This window comes from Pedobacter sp. 05T44, from assembly GCF_056395985.1.
The window spans coordinates 1-15,177 of the sequence record NZ_JBFTKO010000013.1 but is presented as its reverse complement, the minus strand read 5'-3'; the positions used below and the strand labels follow the sequence as shown (position 1 = coordinate 15,177).

The following is a 15,177-nucleotide window of genomic DNA, read 5'->3' as shown; positions in this document are numbered from 1 at the left end:
CAGTTGTGATTTTACATTTAGTATCTTTGACAAAAAGCCACTTTTATTAAATCCTGAAACAACCAAAAAACTCAATATGTCTGCATATAAACGTCGCGATTTCTTAAAACTTTCTTCTTTATCGGCCCTGCCACTTATCGCATCGGCTGTTATGCCAGCAAATACATTTGCATCAGAAAAAGCAATACCATCAAAAGATAGCGAAGCAGTTTATTTTATTAACGATGGGATTTTTTATAAGCCAGAAGATTTTATAAATAAGCTACAAGAGATAAATACCGCTAATCCAATAGAAAGAGATAGTTATGCCGATGGTGGGACCATAGAAAAGCTTTTAAAGAAATTTGTAGAAATTACAGGAAAAGAAGCTGCTGTTTATTTGCCAACAGGCACCTTGGCTAACCAGCTGGCAATTAGTTTTTTATGTGGAAATAATACAAAAGCATTTGTGCAAGAAACCAGTCATGTTTATAGGGACGAAGGAGATGCCGCACAAACCTTGTTCAACAAAAGATTAATTCCGCTGGCCGAAGGAAAGGCACATTTCACCTTAGATGAACTCAAAAAAGCAATTAAATACCATAAAGATGGCGAAGCGTTTGTTGGCGAAGTTGGAGCTGTATCTATAGAAACACCTGTAAGAAGGTGCGATAACCAGGCTTTTCCATTAGAAGAGATAAAAAAGATTTCGGCTTATTGTAAAGAACAAGGCTATAAAATGCACCTTGATGGTGCCAGACTTCACATGGCAACAGCATTTACAAATGCAACGGTAAAAGAATATGCCAGGTATTTCGACACAGTTTACATGTGTTTGTATAAATATTTGGGTGCAACTGGTGGTGCTATTTTATGTGGCGATAAAGTTGTGATTGACCAAATGCATCATCTTATTAAAATCCATGGTGGTGGAATTTTTACCAATTGGCCCAGCGCATCTATCGCTTTGTATCACTTAAACACTATTGATGAGGTGATGGAAAAAATTAAAGTAAAATCGGCTAGTCTTTTTAGTCAGTTTAGCCAACTTAAAGGCTTCAAAATTAATCAGGTGCCTAATGGTACAAATCAATTTAACGTATCAATAGCCAATGGAATTGATCCGGTTAAACTAAATAAAAGGTTGAGGGAAGAGCATAATATTATTTTCGGCCAGCCAAGAGAAGATGGTTTTGTAAAAATTAAAGTAAATCCAACACTGTTGAGAAGAGATAACCAACAAATTATCGACTCCTTTAAAGAAGCAATCTCATTTGCCAAAGTGTAAAATTTTGAATGAAGATGCGAATTGCTTTTCCTAATCCCTTGAAGGTATTAAAGTAAAACGGCTCTTCAACTTTAAAAAAGGCTTTTCAAAACATTTGTAAGACAACATTGCTAATAATGTCGTCGAGATGAAAGCAGTAACAGATCCTATTCCGTTTTTCCATTCCAATAGACCTATACTCTCGCTAAAGGTTGCTAATTCATTTTTAAAAATATTAAAAACGATCCAGTAGATAGTGATATGGAAAACATACATGCCATATGAAATACGACCAAGATAAGCTAATTTAGAAGGCATATACTTTACGGGTGCCCCGTAAAGAGATAAAAACATTGCTATAACACCAATAAGTATCAGAAACCATCCAGTAATTGATTGTGGAATTGTAGCTAGGTGAGGAGCATCTACATTAATTTCGCAAACCATTGATGCAATCAACCAGCAAATCACACCTGTTATAAATAAACCAATACGGAGGACTGCATTCCATTTAGGTTCCCAGCCCTTTAAGTAGGCAGAGAGCAGTATTCCTGCAGCAAAAAACTGAAATTGTACAAAGCTATTTGTCCATTGGCCACTAAACCCAGTTGTTGGTCTTTGAGCGTAGTAAATTATCGTGGCGTAAGCAATAACTATTGAAAGAAATGAGAAAATCTTTAATCCTTTTTTCCCTGCAAAAAACAACACTAATGGAAGTAAAATATAAAGTTGTTCTTCTACAGATACACTCCATAAAGGATTTATGCAATAAGATTGCCACTCCTTAAATATTATATACCAATTCCCAGAAAATAGCGTGAATGCTAATTGTGCTTGTCCTGGAATAACAGATCCAAAAAAATCAGTAGCAGAGGTAAGTAACACCATGCCAAAAAAGAAAATAAAATATAGTGGCCAAATCCGTAAAATACGTCTAATGTAAAATGACTTAACGTTTATTTTTCTATCTTTCCAAAATGGACATCTTCTCTTGTTAGTAATTCTGTGATTAAAAATGCGCTAAGGTGTAATTTCGTAATGCGCTTATAATAGACTCCGAGAAATTATGATCGATGAAATGCTATTAAAATATGGGCTAACTAATGCGCCTAGTATTCTACCAATGCTGGATGATTTCAGTGATGAGCGAGAGGTAAGAGAATATTGTTGGCAGGTATTACGGACTTATCCTGACCTAACAAAAGAAGATTGGATTATTGGAATTGAAGGAGGAGATTATATCTATAGTTTTGGCGGCAATTACATCTTTATTACCGACGATATTTGGAGCTTCAATTTGGTTGCCTCTCAGGCAGTATTGGATTTACTGGTAGAAAGAATAAGACAGGTATGATAGTGTTTACCTCTCCAAAGAGTAAAGCACTTTGATCCCATTGGGATAGATTTTATCTCCAATTTCCAACTTTACATAATCCTGATTTGTTGCCTTAAGCCCTTCTAATGGATAATAATACAGCTTACACGGACTATCACTCTTTACCTGTTTAACAGCATAAGAAAACTCAACATCGGCTAGCCCTTTCGCTTCAATCTTGTATCGGAATTCACCAGCCTTTTCATGAAAAACAGCCAATTCCAGCATCCCATTCATAGGTGAGCCAGGGGAATTAACAACGCGCCAGTTCGTAAGCGGTGTAGCTATTCCTGCCAAGGTTATTTTTAAATCGGCCGCAGTAAGACCATTTTTAAGAATCAGGTTGTCTCCTGTCTGCTTATCGGTAAGGGCAATCACAACCTTTGATGGTGGACTTTCATTCAGGATACCAGCACAAGGGTCTAAATTCACTCCATTTTTTTTGCAGCCTGGCAGTGCAGAAAAAAGAACTAATAGCAAAATTGAGTAGCGTAATATTTTCATAGATACGAAGATATATATTAAGGCCCGGATACTATCGCCAAAATTACTTTATATTTGCTAATAATTTATTACCTGTTACTTAAAGGTTATCAGATAATGTCAACATGGTTTTATGGAACAAACAGAAAAGCAACCAGTAAATAAAGAGTTTACCGATGAATGTACCAAGGTGCTCAATGCCGTATCAGATGCGCTATATGCCGTAGGTGGCAAATGGAAGCTGATGATAATAATCGCTATGGCAAGAGGAAATAATAGATTTTCTGAACTTCAGAGACAGGTCAAAGGTATTTCTGCCAGGGTGCTATCCAGTGAACTGAAGGAACTGGAAATGAACGGATTTATAATTAAAAAAGTTGCTGTGGGTTATCCGGTAACAATCGAATATCAATTGCTTCCCTATAGCCATACACTTGAAAAGGTTGTGGCCGCCATGACCGAATGGGGCATTCAGCACCGTGAAAAGATCAAAAGTGAAAGGTCATCTAAACCTTCATAAGGTTAAGCCGCAGTAAATATTTATTAAAGAACAGGACTACAAAATCCCATTCTTTAATAAGATAATCCTAGTTACTCAATGGTCTATCCTCTACAATTATAAAATAGCCGATACGCTCCTTTATTAACCATTTTCCATTTTGACGCACATACTTGTCATCGTATTTAACACTATAATCAGTTATTGTATTTTTGCCTTCAACCTCTCTTACCATCTTAAGTTGAGAAAAAGAAACACCTGTCGCAGTATCTCCATCAATTTTTACCGTATGCTGCCCGTTCATAGTAAAATAGGTCTTTACCAACGATGCATGTCCGTTAAATTCTTTTTCCATGGATTCTATTCCGGAAACATTTGCGGCTAAGAAGTCACCCATATAAACTTTGTATGTGGTATCTGGCGTAAATAATCCCATAACTTCCGAGATCTTTTTTTCATCACTTAAATAAGCATAAGCATCTATTAAGTCCCTTAATTCTTCTTTGTTTTTTAAAATTTCTAATGTCATGATTTTTAATTTTATGTATAAAATTTTTATTTTTTGAGAGTGCGCTAATGCTGAAATGCTGTCTCCGCTACACCAGAAATGACGGGTCGATCTGGTAGGCGTCGAATAATTGGTGTGACCTAAGTTTTTTTTGTACAAGTCCCATGCGCAAATCCAATGCAGAAAGGTCTGTTGCAATCGGAATAAACTGTATTCCCTTAAGCAGAGCGGTGTTAATCACTAGTCCAATTGCTAAACTAGTGGTCTTATCCGCCCATTCCTGTAATTCCTTTTCATTTCCTATCGTGATGCTATAATTTTCAAGGAAATTAGATCTGAAAGGGGGGAGGATGGTGTGATATTCCTTAGATTTTATTGCGTAATCAAGTAGGTCCTTATCATTAAAATCAGTCCTTTTAAGCACAAGTAACTGAAAAGGAGCAAACAGGGGCTTATCCATCTCAAGATCTGAAAGTTCATTGCGGTCAATGCGGATCATTGTAAATGGCCAGGCGCCTGTTGACGGCATAAGTGGAAAAATGTCCAGTATCGAAGAATCTATTATTTGTTCTAGTCCCATGTATATTGTCGTTTATAATTCGTTTAATTATTTATTCGTTTTTGTTGCCAGCAAAATTATGCTATATATAGTTACAATTTATTAGTAGTTACCTAAAGGTTATGAAGTAACATGAGTTAAACTACAACAAAGAAGAGAATATTGGATTAGATGAGTTGATTTGAATTTCTTAGCTTTGTGTAATGGGTGCGAAAATCGAACGTCCGGTATCAGAGTTCAATACTGAACTAAAGCTTAAAGGTTTTAATGTTTGGCAACTTGAGGCAGATAGCCATGCTACACGAATCTATAACCGCAAGGACTTCTATAAAATCTGCCTGACAACGGGAAAAAGCATTGTCCATTATGCAGACAGGAGCTTTGAGCACGAGGGTACAATTCTGTTCTTTGGCAACCCACACGTTCCATATTCCTGGGAGACGCTTTCTACAACCTATGCAGGTTATACCGTGCTTTTTTCGGAAGATTTTTTTAGCGCTTCGGAACGGAGCGAGAGCTTACAACATTCTCCTTTATTCAAAATAGGAGGTACGCCCATAATAAAGATAGATGAAGGTAAGAGAGATTTTTTGAATTCCATATTCCTTAAAATGATCGAGGAACAAAAGAGCGATTATGCCTATAAAGATGATCTGATCAGAAATTACATCAACCTGATTATCCATGAAGCACTAAAGATTCAACCATCTGCCGACTTCGATCAACACAAGAATGCGGCAGGCCGTTTAACCTCAGTATTCTTTGAACTGCTAGAAAGGCAATTTCCGGTCGAAACCACCGATAGGCCACTACAATTCAAAACGGCACAAGACTATGCCCTTGCTTTAAATGTACACGCTAATTATCTCAATAGGGCGGTTAAGGAATTTACAGGCAAACCAACTACTGCCCACATTACCGAGCGCATTATCTCAGAAGCAAAAGCCCTGCTACAGCACACAACTTGGAACATTTCTGAAATTGCCTACGCACTGGGTTTCGAATACCCAACTTATTTCAATAACTTCTTTAAAAAGATGACGGGAACCAATCCATCTGCCTTTCGGGAAACATTGGTTTGAAATTCTTAAGTATCGGTTTGATAATCTTTAACCGCATGGGCGGCAGTTACCGAACTTTGTGGTATGAAAGATATCTTCCACAGACTAAGGAGCGGTGAGCTTGTACATCTACATGATCCAGAATTTTACAGGGTTGATGAAGTAGTCAACCGTACGTTAGCGCTATCTCCTTCACTCAACAATTCGACAAGTACAGATAAGATCAGGGAGAAGCTTGGTGAGATTTTTGGCCATCCATTGGATAAGAGCACAACTGTGTTTGTTCCTTTTCATACCAACTTTGGTCAATCCATTAAGATAGGCAAACATGTTTTTATCAATCATGCCTGTTCTTTTTTAGATATGGGCGGTATTACAATTGAAGATCATGTGCTTATAGGCCCTAGAGTAAACCTTGTTACTGAAAACCATCCTTTACTGCCAAGCGAACGACGCGGAATGTTGTGTCAACCCATCCTAATTAAACAAAATGCATGGATAGGTGCCGGCGCAACTATACTTCCTGGGGTAACCATCGGCGAAAATTCAATTGTTGCTGCAGGTGCTGTAGTTTCAAAAGATGTTCCTGCTAACACCATAGTAGGTGGTGTTCCCGCAAAAATGCTCAAACAAATAGAATTTAATGACCTAAATAACAATAGATGACAATGAAAAATTTAAAACTAACAATGGTTGCAGTGCTGATAGCTGTTACTCAACTAACCGCACAAACTGCGCAAAAAATATCATCTAATAACAATTTAAAGAAAATGAACACTACAGAACAATCTGAACATTATACATTCAAATTAAGCGATAAGGTTACTCGCCAAAAAGTTAGCTTCAAAAACCGGTATGGAATTACATTATCTGGCGATCTATACCTACCTAAAAACCACGGGAACGAAAAATTAGCTGCGCTTGCCGTTAGCGGACCATTTGGTGCAGTTAAACAGCAATCTTCAGGTCTATATGCCAACATCATGGCAGAACGTGGATTTGCTGTAATCGCATTCGACCCATCTTACACTGGCGAGAGTGGTGGCGAACCAAGAAACGTAGCCTCACCGGACATTAATACCGAAGATTTCAGCGCAGCAGTTGACTATCTTGGATTACAGCCATTTATTGACAGGAATAAAATAGGAATTATTGGAATCTGTGGTTTTGGCGGGATGGCACTAAATGCGGTGGCTGTTGATAAACGAGTAAAGGCTGTTGCCACAACTAGTATGTATGATATGACCAGAGTGATGTCGAAAGGCTACAATGACTCGATGACCATTGAACAACGTACCCAAATGCTTGAAAAAATTGGCCAACAGCGTTGGGAAGATGCCGAAAAAGGAGCGCCAGCTGATGGGCCTCGTAATTTGCCAGAGAAATTGAAGGGAGATGAGCCTCAGTTCGTTGTAGATTATTTTAACTACTACCGTACTCCTCGTGGCTTTCATCCTAATTCGGTCAATTCAAATGGGGCATGGCTTGTCACCAATCCATTATCATTTATGAACATGCCATTGTTATCTTACATTAAAGAGATCTCTCCGCGACCAATTCTGCTGATAGCAGGAGCAAATGCACATTCACGCTATTTCAGTGAGGACATCTATAAAATGGCTGCAGAGCCTAAGGAACTAATGATCATTCCAGATGCAGTTCATGTTGATTTATATGATAAAATTGATGTCATTCCTTTTGATAAACTGGAATTGTTTTTTAAGCAGAGTCTTAAATAGTTTAACATCTTTTCCTATACTCATTGGGCGTCATTCCGGTCCGCTGTTTAAACAGACGTGTAAAATGCTGTTGGTATTTAAATCCTAATTCATCTGCAATATTACTTATAGATTTAAAAGGATCAAATATTTTAATCTTAGCTTCGTCTATTAATTTCGATTGAATATAGTCCAATGCAGTATTTCCGGTTTCTTTCTTTATTAAATCCCCAAAATAATTTGGCGACAAATGCAATTGTTCTGCGCACCAGGCTACACTTGGCAAGCCTAAATTCTGTGTCAAATCTGATTTGAAGTAATCATTCAATAGATTTTCAAACCGTACCAAAATATCGTGATTGATATTGGTGCGGGTGATAAATTGGCGGTCATAAAAACGCATGCAGTAGTTAAGGAAAAGCTCAATATTAGATACAATCAAGGTCTTACTATGTTTATCAATATTCATATCAATTTCAGACGCAATCTTCTCAAAACAATCATTAATATTTGCTCTTTCCTTTTTTGATAAATGAAGTGCTTCGTTCACATCATAGGAAAAAAAAGAGTAATCTTTGATGTGTTTTCCCAGATGCGTACCAACAATTAGATCTGGATGAAATACAAGAGCCTTTCCTGAAGGCTTAATAATTTCTCCTTTGCTGTCAATACCGTATACCTGACCTGGCGATATAAATACAAGTGTCCCATCTTCGTAATCATACGGTTGACAACCATAACGCATATTTCCGCACTTTATATACTTTAAAAAAATAGCATAAACTCCCATATACCTCCTGAAATATTGATAAGTAGGGATCTCATCAAAATTAACCACGCTTACCAGTGGATGCAACGTATCTACGCCCATAGATTCGTTATACTGTCTTACCGTATCAATTCTTTCGATATCTTTCATACTACAAACTTAATAAACCACCAGCTGTAAGACAATGTACTAAATCTAATATCAGTAAAACTGGTAAATGAATCCGTATCCTGTATAAACCTTATGTCGCCTGCAACCCCGAGATTTGTCATATAAAGTATAAAGCTCATGGGCAACAGAAAATTTCTAAAATGGGCACTATTTCTTGTGCTCACTATAAATATTACTAAAATGGATGCACAAGAAAAAAAAGCAGTTAATACCTCTCTTTCCGCTCAGGAGCAGAGTTTGGTCATTATTTCGGCACTTACCGCAACGGGAAATTTAGCGCTATTGAAAGCGGAACTGAATAAAGGACTGGATTCAGGACTTTCAGAGAATGAGATCAAAGAAGCATTGGTTCAGCTTTATGCCTATTGTGGCTTTCCAAGAAGCCTTAATGCCATTAATACTTTTATGACAGTAGCCAAGGAGAGAAAAGAAAACAGCATCACCGACAAAACGGGAAAAGAAATTGTTGTAGAAAATGGTGCAAAAGACAAATATGAATTGGGTAGAAAGGTTTTGGAAGAATTAACTAGAACAGCACAATCAAAACCTGCACCCGGTTTCGGAGAATTTGCACCACGGATTGATACTTTTTTAAAGGAACATTTGTTTGCCGATATTTTTGTAAGTGATGTATTAAACTATCAGCAAAGGGAACTGATAACCATTGCTGCTCTGGCATCAATGCCGGGTGTTGAAGGCCAACTGCAATCTCATATTAATATCGGGAAAAATACAGGAATCACAGACAAACAACTCGAACAGCTTGCCGAACTGATCCATACAAACATCAGTATCATGCAGGCAAATACGGTAAGAAAAATAATTGGGGAACCATTAATACCTGCAACAAAACCTGACTTAATGGTCCGGATTTCGGAGATCGAAATCTTGCCCGAATATCTCAAAGATTACAATACTATCCTAAAGGAAGAGGCCTCGGCATCGGTAAAACTGGAACCAGGTGTGATCGCCATTTTTCCAATGTACCAAAAGGAAAGCCCTACCCAAATCCGCATCATCGAAATGTACGCAGATAAAGCTACCTACCAATCGCACTTGAAAACTCCCCATTTCCAGCACTATAAAACCACTACTCTTAAAATGGTCAAATCGCTCAAATTGATAGATATGGAAAGCCTTGATAAGGAGACCATGCTAGAAATATTCAAAAAATTTAATTAGGCCGAAGCGTTGCTATTGAGCTCTTCTTTTCTCATCAAAAGATATATCCTTGTTGTTTCCGGAAACCTTCGACCTTCCAAATAAATAAGTAATACCAAGACCGAAGTTCTTATAATAATAGTCCGTTCTTTCCGTCCGCACAAATTCGTTAAAACGTACATCATATTTGTTTACAGTACCCAGAAAGCCGGAGGGGTTGATGATCAAATTATCTTTAAGCAACTTTAATCTGGCACCCACCCTGAAATCACGTACACTGTACGTGTATGTATTCCCGCTGGTTGAAGGAAGGCTCTGGCTGTAGTTCAGATAGAAATTTAACTGTTTAGTTGCCTTGAAATTATTATTAAAACTAAACGATGCAGAGGTTCCGTTTTGGATGGAAATAGCTTTTATTTTGGATTTTGAGGATGAATAAAAAAAAGACGCAGAGCTGCTATTTTCCCACCACTTAAAAAATGCCCGGTTAATGGAAACATAGGCTCCCACGTTATCCCGGCTTATAAAGTTTCCTCCACTTGAAACCACTAATGGCCCGTCAATCGTTGTAAGTAATGAATTTACATCACTTGCATGTTGTGTAAATACAGTAAAAGAAACCATGCTTTTATATAGGTAGTTAAGTTCGAAATTGTTACTGTATGAAGGTAAGAGGAGAGGATTTCCAATAAAATAAGTATAAATGTTTGTATAATAGGCAAAGGGATTTAAGGAACTGAGGCCCGGTCGGTTAATCCGCCTCGAATAATTTAAAGACAAAACATTGTTTGCGTCAGCTTTGTAAACGATATAGGCAGTAGGGAATAGGGCACCATAATTACGCTTATTGCGCTGGTCTAAAGTAGGCGAATAACCATCCGTCATCGTGTACTCATAACGCAATCCTGCCTTGGCCGTCCATCTTTTTGAAAGTTCAGATGACATACTGAAATAGGATGCCAGGTTTTTTTCGGTATAGTTGAATTCATTGCTACGTGTTTTGTCCAGCAAGAAATTTTCGTGGACATAATTATAGTACTCCACATCAGCATTGTTATCAAAATTGGCGAACTTAATACCTGTTTCTATTTTAGCCCATTTATAAGGTAATGTTAAATCTGATTGAACAGACCAGATATTGTATTTTGACGAGTTATTATTGCGAACTGCAGCATAGGTGCTTTCAGATTCTGAAACAAAATTATTTCTTATTTCAGGTCTGTTCGAGAAAAAATTAACAGAACTACTTAATTTCTTTCCGGCCGAATCAATCTTTAAATCGTGGTATACATTTAAGGTTTGTGCAAATAATGGTCTGTACATTTCGCCGTTAGTGTTCAATACCGAGTCTACAGTATTACTCTTACCATAGCTATAACTATTAACAAAGGCATTATTCTCTTTACTCAGTGAAATATTATAAATAAACCCGATGTTATTGTGCCTATCTAACTCATAGTCTATACTTAAACCAGCCTGCAAACCGGGAGTAATTGATATACGCTGCTCGTTACTGAGAATTTGACTAGAGTTTCCAATCATATTGAGCCAATTGTTCTGCATATTGTGATAACGTGATTGGCCAAATGTAAAAGAACTGTTGATTTTTTTTGAACGGAAAAAAAGAGCCAGATTGTTGTTGTAGGAGGCGTAGAAGCCCTGCCGATATGTTGAACTTAATGAACCGCGCCAGCCCAAAGATTCGTTTTTCTTTAAAACAATGTTAATCAGGCCGGCATCCCCCTGGGCATCATATTTTGCTGGCGGATTGGTAATGATCTCGATTTTTTCCACACCTTCAGATCTGAGTGTTTTCAGATAATTAGTTAAGTCTGTTCCGCTTAAATAGACTATTTTCTCATTTACCATAACACCCATACTACCTTTGCCCGCCATAGAAACGCCATTGTCAGATACCTTTAAAAAAGGCGCCACCTGCAAAGCCTCAAAGAGGGAAGAACCATTTGCCGCTATAGTGTTGTTCAAGTTAAATATCCATCGATCCACCTTTCGTTCAAGAACGGGGTGCTTACTTTCAATGGCGACTTCCTTGAGCTCTTTCGATTGCTTGTTGAGAACAACATCAGTTAATTTAACAGAAGAGCCGTTAAATCTGATATTGTTTAATAACTGGCCGTTGTAACCTATGCACGAAACCTTAACGGTAAATACGCCGTTTTTTAAATTAGTGATCTCGAAATAGCCTTCTTTGTTACTTGCCTCATATTTTACCAGGGTTGAGTCTGCAGCATTTAAAACTGTTATGGTTGCACTTTCAACTCCCTTACCTCCGGTTTCTATTACCCTGCCTGAAACAGTCTGTGCAGAACTTTCGTAAATTAAACTTAAAAGCAAAAGAAAACTTAATATGCAGACTTTGTAAAAAAATAATTTCATATAAATTTGGTTGGTTTACATAGAAGACACAACCAATAAAGAAAAGTTGCTTGTCCGTAGCAGCGATAATGGATCTAGCAAATTAAACTGTCAAGATTTTATTTACAAAGTTTACATTTTTATTTACAATCCAAATTCGTCGCGCCGAAAAACATCAAAGTAGATTCGCTGAATCAATTCTAATTGGATCAATAAATAAAAAGGTATGAAATACATACACGTATATGCTTTGTTTGTAATGTCTGTTTTTCTCACTTCCTGTGGACAAAACCAAACAAACGTACCAAAAGATAACATCAAAACCGAAGTTAAAGACATAGGGCCTAACCTAATGGTTCGTAATATAAAAAAAGGCAAAAATGGCACCATTTTGATTGCTGGCCCGAACAACTCATCATTTGGTGATGTTTTTCGATATGATGGAAAATATTTTACTAATCTTACAAGTAAAATAGGTTCGCATCGATTCTGGGATGTCCTTGAAGATCGCCTAGGAAATATTTGGTTCACTTCTACTGATTCAGGCGTTTATTATTACAACGGGAAATCCATTCAACATTTCACTACCACAGAGGGACTTGCCAATAATCGGGTGATGTCTGTTTATGAAGATAAGGCCGGCATTATTTGGTTCGGCACCGGAGGTGGAATAAGCCGTTACGATGGGAAATCTTTTCGAAATTTTAAAAATCCGAACCCCTCGCGTGTTTATAAAGAAGGAAATTGGAACAATGATATTACTACAATCATTGAAGATAAAAGCGGGAAATTATGGGTTGGCACAAGAGGCGATGCTTTCGTTTTTGACGGAAAAACATTTACCCCCTTAATCCATAAGGGAAAAACTTTTACAAACGTTTGGAGTATAATCGAAGATAGAAAAGGCAATATTTGGCTTGGTGACGTCACCAATGGCCTTTGGCGCTATAACGGCAGCACCTTTACTTGGGTATCGCAGAAGGGTGTTTATGCTATAATCGAGGATAAAAAAGGAAACATCTGGGCTACTGGTCCGGTAAATACTGCTCATGTGGCGGTCTGGGCACTGTCCCGTTATGATGCAAACTCCTTGTATAGTAACAAGCCCACGGTAGCCGAAATTATGTTAGGAGATGCTTTTTTTGGGCTTTTGGAAGCAAACGATGGAAGTATTTGGTTTGGATCTGCGACCGGAGTGTATCGTTATGATGGAAAGACCATCACGGACTTTTATAATAAAAAGGGTCAGAAAAAATATATCATAGATACGAAGCAAAGTGTTGTAATATGGAAAGGTTCTATGCTACTTGGTGCATGGGAAGGTTCTACGTTTCTTGGTGATGGTTCTGGTACAGGCGACGTCGATATATTAAAAGGTGAATTGGTGATCGAAAACCGTCATCTGGAGGGCGGTGCAGTTGAAGTCGACATGAATACAATTGAACAAAAATTTGATCATCCAGGTCCACACAATAAATTGCCTGCATTTTTTGACGTCAAAAAATTCCCCGTTTCTACATTCACAATTACGAAGGTTGAAACAGTAAATGATGGAAAAACTGAAGGCAGGAACGGGAACATGACCATTGAAGGTGTTGCAACTATAAAAGTTACCGGGAACCTGACCATTGAGGGGATCACGAAGGCAGTTACTTTTCCGGCCACAATGTATTTTAAGGACGGAATGGACGGCACTGTTGTGGTGAATGGCACGCTGATCATTGATCGAACAGATTGGGGTATCGATTATGCCTCAGAAAAGTACTTTGATAAGTCTTGTGATGGAATTATTTCGGACGACGTTAAACTCTTTATGAGAATCGTAGCAAAAAAATAACATCTTTTCGCCAATCGACATAAAATATTTTATGTCCTGTTATAAACTTTATTTTCAAATAAACGTTGTAGCTATTATGAGTAAAGTTAAACCAATTTTAAGAATATTTGATTATGATAAAGCCATCGAGTTCTATGTAAACTGGCTTGGTTTTAAAATCGATTGGGAGCACCCGAATCACCATGATGCCCCCATATACCTGGAGGTAACATTAAGGGACATTACTTTAAACCTGTCAGAACATCATGGTGATGCAAGTCCTGGTTCACACGTATCTATTGAGGACTTTAAAGGTCTTCGTGCTTATCATAAAGAGTTAAACGACAAGAGATATAAATATAACCACCCAGGTTTGGAAGTACCCGAATGGAATCCCAAAGCCATTACGGTAACTGTTTATGATCCTTTTGGTAATAGGATCACGTTCTCTGAAGAAGAATAAGGTTTTTATTCTAGATATTTACATTTCTAATCCTTTTTTATATTTTTCAATGCTCCAATTGATTCCCCATTGACTAACATAGTCCTTCATTGGCCCCGAGGCTAGCTTACTTTTGACTAAGCATACTTTAAAAGATATTGTAATGTTGGAGCAATAGGTTAAAGATAAAAATAGACCTGCATATCTAATATGCTATTTGATAAAAGGATCGTAATGTTCACCATTCAATTTATATCTCAAAACTTCTCTTTCCTCTGGCAGTGCAAGTCGTATTCGAAATGATATTTTCTTTGGCTCATCTTTGCTCATCTTAAGCAGATATTGAACAAAATCATTCGTCACAGAATCTTTAAAGGAAGCTACAATTATAGACTTCCAACCAAGTTTACTTTCCTGATCTAGCACATTCTTCTTGAAAAATGCGCGTTCCATTCCTGCTGGGATTTTGAAAATATGATTTGGCATTAAACCAATGGTATCTGACTCTCGATCATCCGAAACCCCTTTGCCTATTGAAGGTTCTTGAAAAGAATAATAATATACTGATGAATTTGAATCTATCAAAAAGGTATTTCTTCCATATTTTCCGCGTGGTGGAATAACTAATGCCCCATCATGCTTTTTAAAGGAAGCTTTATAAAGACTATCTTCCTTACTTATCACATATGGTTTATTGTTATTTATGCATCCAAGAGTACTAAATAATACGAGAGAAAATATTAACATTATCCTAAACCTAACCATTGTTGTTTTCTAATTAAGAGGTTTTGCACAACCTACAAAAATTTCATATTAAACGCTATTTTGAAAGTGAGGACTATCTCAATCTCCTTCTTCCAATTCAAATACCTGTTCCACAGAAACTCCGAAGATGGCGGCAATCTTCAAAGCCAGCACAGTTGAAGGGATGTATTTGCCTGATTCCATGGTGTTAATGGTTTGCCTTGATACATTTACTAGCTGTGCTAACTC

17 protein-coding genes are annotated in these 15,177 nt (G+C 37.4%); 9 read left to right on the top strand and 8 right to left on the bottom strand.

Translation table 11 applies throughout. From position 1 onward, the window contains the following. Positions 1-76: 76 nt before the first annotated feature. Positions 77-1,267, top strand: a complete 1,191-nt coding sequence (locus AC1DDK_RS18650; protein ID WP_172662676.1) for a threonine aldolase family protein — start codon at positions 77-79, stop codon at positions 1,265-1,267. A 30-nt stretch (positions 1,268-1,297) separates the two neighbouring features. Here AC1DDK_RS18650 and AC1DDK_RS18645 read toward each other — a convergent pair whose 3' ends face one another. Then, positions 1,298-2,206 carry an acyltransferase family protein gene (locus tag AC1DDK_RS18645; protein ID WP_477612118.1) on the bottom strand — a complete coding sequence of 303 codons (909 nt, stop codon included), beginning with the start codon at positions 2,204-2,206 and terminating at the stop codon, positions 1,298-1,300. Between the two features lie 106 nt (positions 2,207-2,312). On the opposite strand from AC1DDK_RS18645, the gene AC1DDK_RS18640 reads away from it, so the two are divergent. Next, positions 2,313-2,600, top strand: coding sequence for a hypothetical protein (locus AC1DDK_RS18640; protein ID WP_172662677.1), 288 nt, complete (start codon positions 2,313-2,315; stop codon positions 2,598-2,600). A 6-nt stretch (positions 2,601-2,606) separates the two neighbouring features. On the opposite strand, the gene AC1DDK_RS18635 is transcribed toward AC1DDK_RS18640, so the two are convergent. Next, positions 2,607-3,125, bottom strand: coding sequence for a hypothetical protein (locus AC1DDK_RS18635; RefSeq protein WP_172662678.1), 519 nt, complete (start codon positions 3,123-3,125; stop codon positions 2,607-2,609). A 112-nt stretch (positions 3,126-3,237) separates the two neighbouring features. Between AC1DDK_RS18635 and AC1DDK_RS18630 the strand changes: the two genes are divergently transcribed. Further along, complete coding sequence (locus AC1DDK_RS18630) at positions 3,238-3,624, top strand: winged helix-turn-helix transcriptional regulator (RefSeq protein ID WP_172662679.1); 387 nt, start codon at positions 3,238-3,240, stop codon at positions 3,622-3,624. Between the two features lie 67 nt (positions 3,625-3,691). Here AC1DDK_RS18630 and AC1DDK_RS18625 read toward each other — a convergent pair whose 3' ends face one another. Together AC1DDK_RS18625 and AC1DDK_RS18620 are read right to left on the bottom strand one after the other, a co-directional pair. Continuing rightward, complete coding sequence (locus AC1DDK_RS18625) at positions 3,692-4,132, bottom strand: nuclear transport factor 2 family protein (protein ID WP_172662680.1); 441 nt, start codon at positions 4,130-4,132, stop codon at positions 3,692-3,694. A gap of 67 nt (positions 4,133-4,199) precedes the next feature. Further along, the gene (locus tag AC1DDK_RS18620; protein WP_172662681.1) at positions 4,200-4,691 is read right to left on the bottom strand and encodes a hypothetical protein; all 492 of its coding nucleotides are present in this window, start codon (positions 4,689-4,691) and stop codon (positions 4,200-4,202) included. Between the two features lie 182 nt (positions 4,692-4,873). On the opposite strand from AC1DDK_RS18620, the gene AC1DDK_RS18615 reads away from it, so the two are divergent. The 3 genes from AC1DDK_RS18615 to AC1DDK_RS18605 all read left to right on the top strand — a co-directional run bounded on the left by AC1DDK_RS18615 (position 4,874) and on the right by AC1DDK_RS18605 (position 7,470). Then, a complete protein-coding gene (locus AC1DDK_RS18615) occupies positions 4,874-5,752 on the top strand; it encodes a helix-turn-helix domain-containing protein (RefSeq protein ID WP_337716018.1) in 879 nt (292 codons plus the stop codon). A gap of 63 nt (positions 5,753-5,815) precedes the next feature. After that, entirely contained in the window at positions 5,816-6,397 is a 582-nt protein-coding gene (locus tag AC1DDK_RS18610) for a sugar O-acetyltransferase (RefSeq protein WP_172662683.1), read from the top strand. 2 nt (positions 6,398-6,399) lie between these two features. Continuing rightward, a complete protein-coding gene (locus tag AC1DDK_RS18605) occupies positions 6,400-7,470 on the top strand; it encodes an alpha/beta hydrolase (protein ID WP_172662684.1) in 1,071 nt (356 codons plus the stop codon). A gap of 1 nt (position 7,471) precedes the next feature. Here AC1DDK_RS18605 and AC1DDK_RS18600 read toward each other — a convergent pair whose 3' ends face one another. Beyond that, positions 7,472-8,368, bottom strand: a complete 897-nt coding sequence (locus AC1DDK_RS18600) for a helix-turn-helix domain-containing protein (RefSeq protein WP_172662685.1) — start codon at positions 8,366-8,368, stop codon at positions 7,472-7,474. 138 nt (positions 8,369-8,506) lie between these two features. Between AC1DDK_RS18600 and AC1DDK_RS18595 the strand changes: the two genes are divergently transcribed. Beyond that, the gene (locus AC1DDK_RS18595) at positions 8,507-9,571 is read left to right on the top strand and encodes a carboxymuconolactone decarboxylase family protein (protein WP_216854464.1); all 1,065 of its coding nucleotides are present in this window, start codon (positions 8,507-8,509) and stop codon (positions 9,569-9,571) included. Positions 9,572-9,583: 12 nt separating this feature from the next. On the opposite strand, the gene AC1DDK_RS18590 is transcribed toward AC1DDK_RS18595, so the two are convergent. Beyond that, positions 9,584-11,947 (bottom strand): outer membrane beta-barrel family protein, encoded by a 2,364-nt coding sequence (locus AC1DDK_RS18590; RefSeq protein ID WP_337716020.1) that lies wholly within the window; start codon positions 11,945-11,947, stop codon positions 9,584-9,586. Between the two features lie 205 nt (positions 11,948-12,152). Here AC1DDK_RS18590 and AC1DDK_RS18585 point away from each other — a divergent pair, with 205 nt between their 5' ends. Both AC1DDK_RS18585 and AC1DDK_RS18580 read left to right on the top strand, forming a co-directional pair. Continuing rightward, positions 12,153-13,763: a two-component regulator propeller domain-containing protein gene (locus AC1DDK_RS18585; RefSeq protein ID WP_337716022.1), complete on the top strand. Its 1,611-nt coding sequence runs from the start codon at positions 12,153-12,155 to the stop codon at positions 13,761-13,763. Between the two features lie 76 nt (positions 13,764-13,839). Then, entirely contained in the window at positions 13,840-14,205 is a 366-nt protein-coding gene (locus AC1DDK_RS18580) for a glyoxalase superfamily protein (protein ID WP_172662688.1), read from the top strand. A gap of 192 nt (positions 14,206-14,397) precedes the next feature. On the opposite strand, the gene AC1DDK_RS18575 is transcribed toward AC1DDK_RS18580, so the two are convergent. Next, positions 14,398-14,868 carry a hypothetical protein gene (locus AC1DDK_RS18575; protein ID WP_172662689.1) on the bottom strand — a complete coding sequence of 157 codons (471 nt, stop codon included), beginning with the start codon at positions 14,866-14,868 and terminating at the stop codon, positions 14,398-14,400. Positions 14,869-15,027: 159 nt separating this feature from the next. After that, positions 15,028-15,177, bottom strand: a 150-nt coding sequence (locus tag AC1DDK_RS18570; RefSeq protein WP_477634020.1) for a helix-turn-helix transcriptional regulator, incomplete at its 5' end; no start/stop codon positions are given.

Bases quoted from the DNA above. Each gene is read 5' to 3' on its own strand.
- AC1DDK_RS18615 (WP_337716018.1), top strand. From the start codon at position 4,874: ATGGGTGCGAAAATCGAACGTCCGGTATCAGAGTTCAATACTGAACTA.
- AC1DDK_RS18585 (WP_337716022.1), top strand. From the start codon at position 12,153: ATGAAATACATACACGTATATGCTTTGTTTGTAATGTCTGTTTTTCTC.
- AC1DDK_RS18630 (WP_172662679.1), top strand. From the start codon at position 3,238: ATGGAACAAACAGAAAAGCAACCAGTAAATAAAGAGTTTACCGATGAA.
- AC1DDK_RS18605 (WP_172662684.1), top strand. From the start codon at position 6,400: ATGAAAAATTTAAAACTAACAATGGTTGCAGTGCTGATAGCTGTTACT.
- AC1DDK_RS18610 (WP_172662683.1), top strand. From the start codon at position 5,816: ATGAAAGATATCTTCCACAGACTAAGGAGCGGTGAGCTTGTACATCTA.
- AC1DDK_RS18635 (WP_172662678.1), bottom strand. From the start codon at position 3,125: ATGAAAATATTACGCTACTCAATTTTGCTATTAGTTCTTTTTTCTGCA.
- AC1DDK_RS18620 (WP_172662681.1), bottom strand. From the start codon at position 4,691: ATGGGACTAGAACAAATAATAGATTCTTCGATACTGGACATTTTTCCA.
- AC1DDK_RS18650 (WP_172662676.1), top strand. From the start codon at position 77: ATGTCTGCATATAAACGTCGCGATTTCTTAAAACTTTCTTCTTTATCG.
- AC1DDK_RS18600 (WP_172662685.1), bottom strand. From the start codon at position 8,368: ATGAAAGATATCGAAAGAATTGATACGGTAAGACAGTATAACGAATCT.
- AC1DDK_RS18595 (WP_216854464.1), top strand. From the start codon at position 8,507: ATGGGCAACAGAAAATTTCTAAAATGGGCACTATTTCTTGTGCTCACT.
- AC1DDK_RS18580 (WP_172662688.1), top strand. From the start codon at position 13,840: ATGAGTAAAGTTAAACCAATTTTAAGAATATTTGATTATGATAAAGCC.
- AC1DDK_RS18640 (WP_172662677.1), top strand. From the start codon at position 2,313: ATGATCGATGAAATGCTATTAAAATATGGGCTAACTAATGCGCCTAGT.
- AC1DDK_RS18590 (WP_337716020.1), bottom strand. From the start codon at position 11,947: ATGAAATTATTTTTTTACAAAGTCTGCATATTAAGTTTTCTTTTGCTT.
- AC1DDK_RS18625 (WP_172662680.1), bottom strand. From the start codon at position 4,132: ATGACATTAGAAATTTTAAAAAACAAAGAAGAATTAAGGGACTTAATA.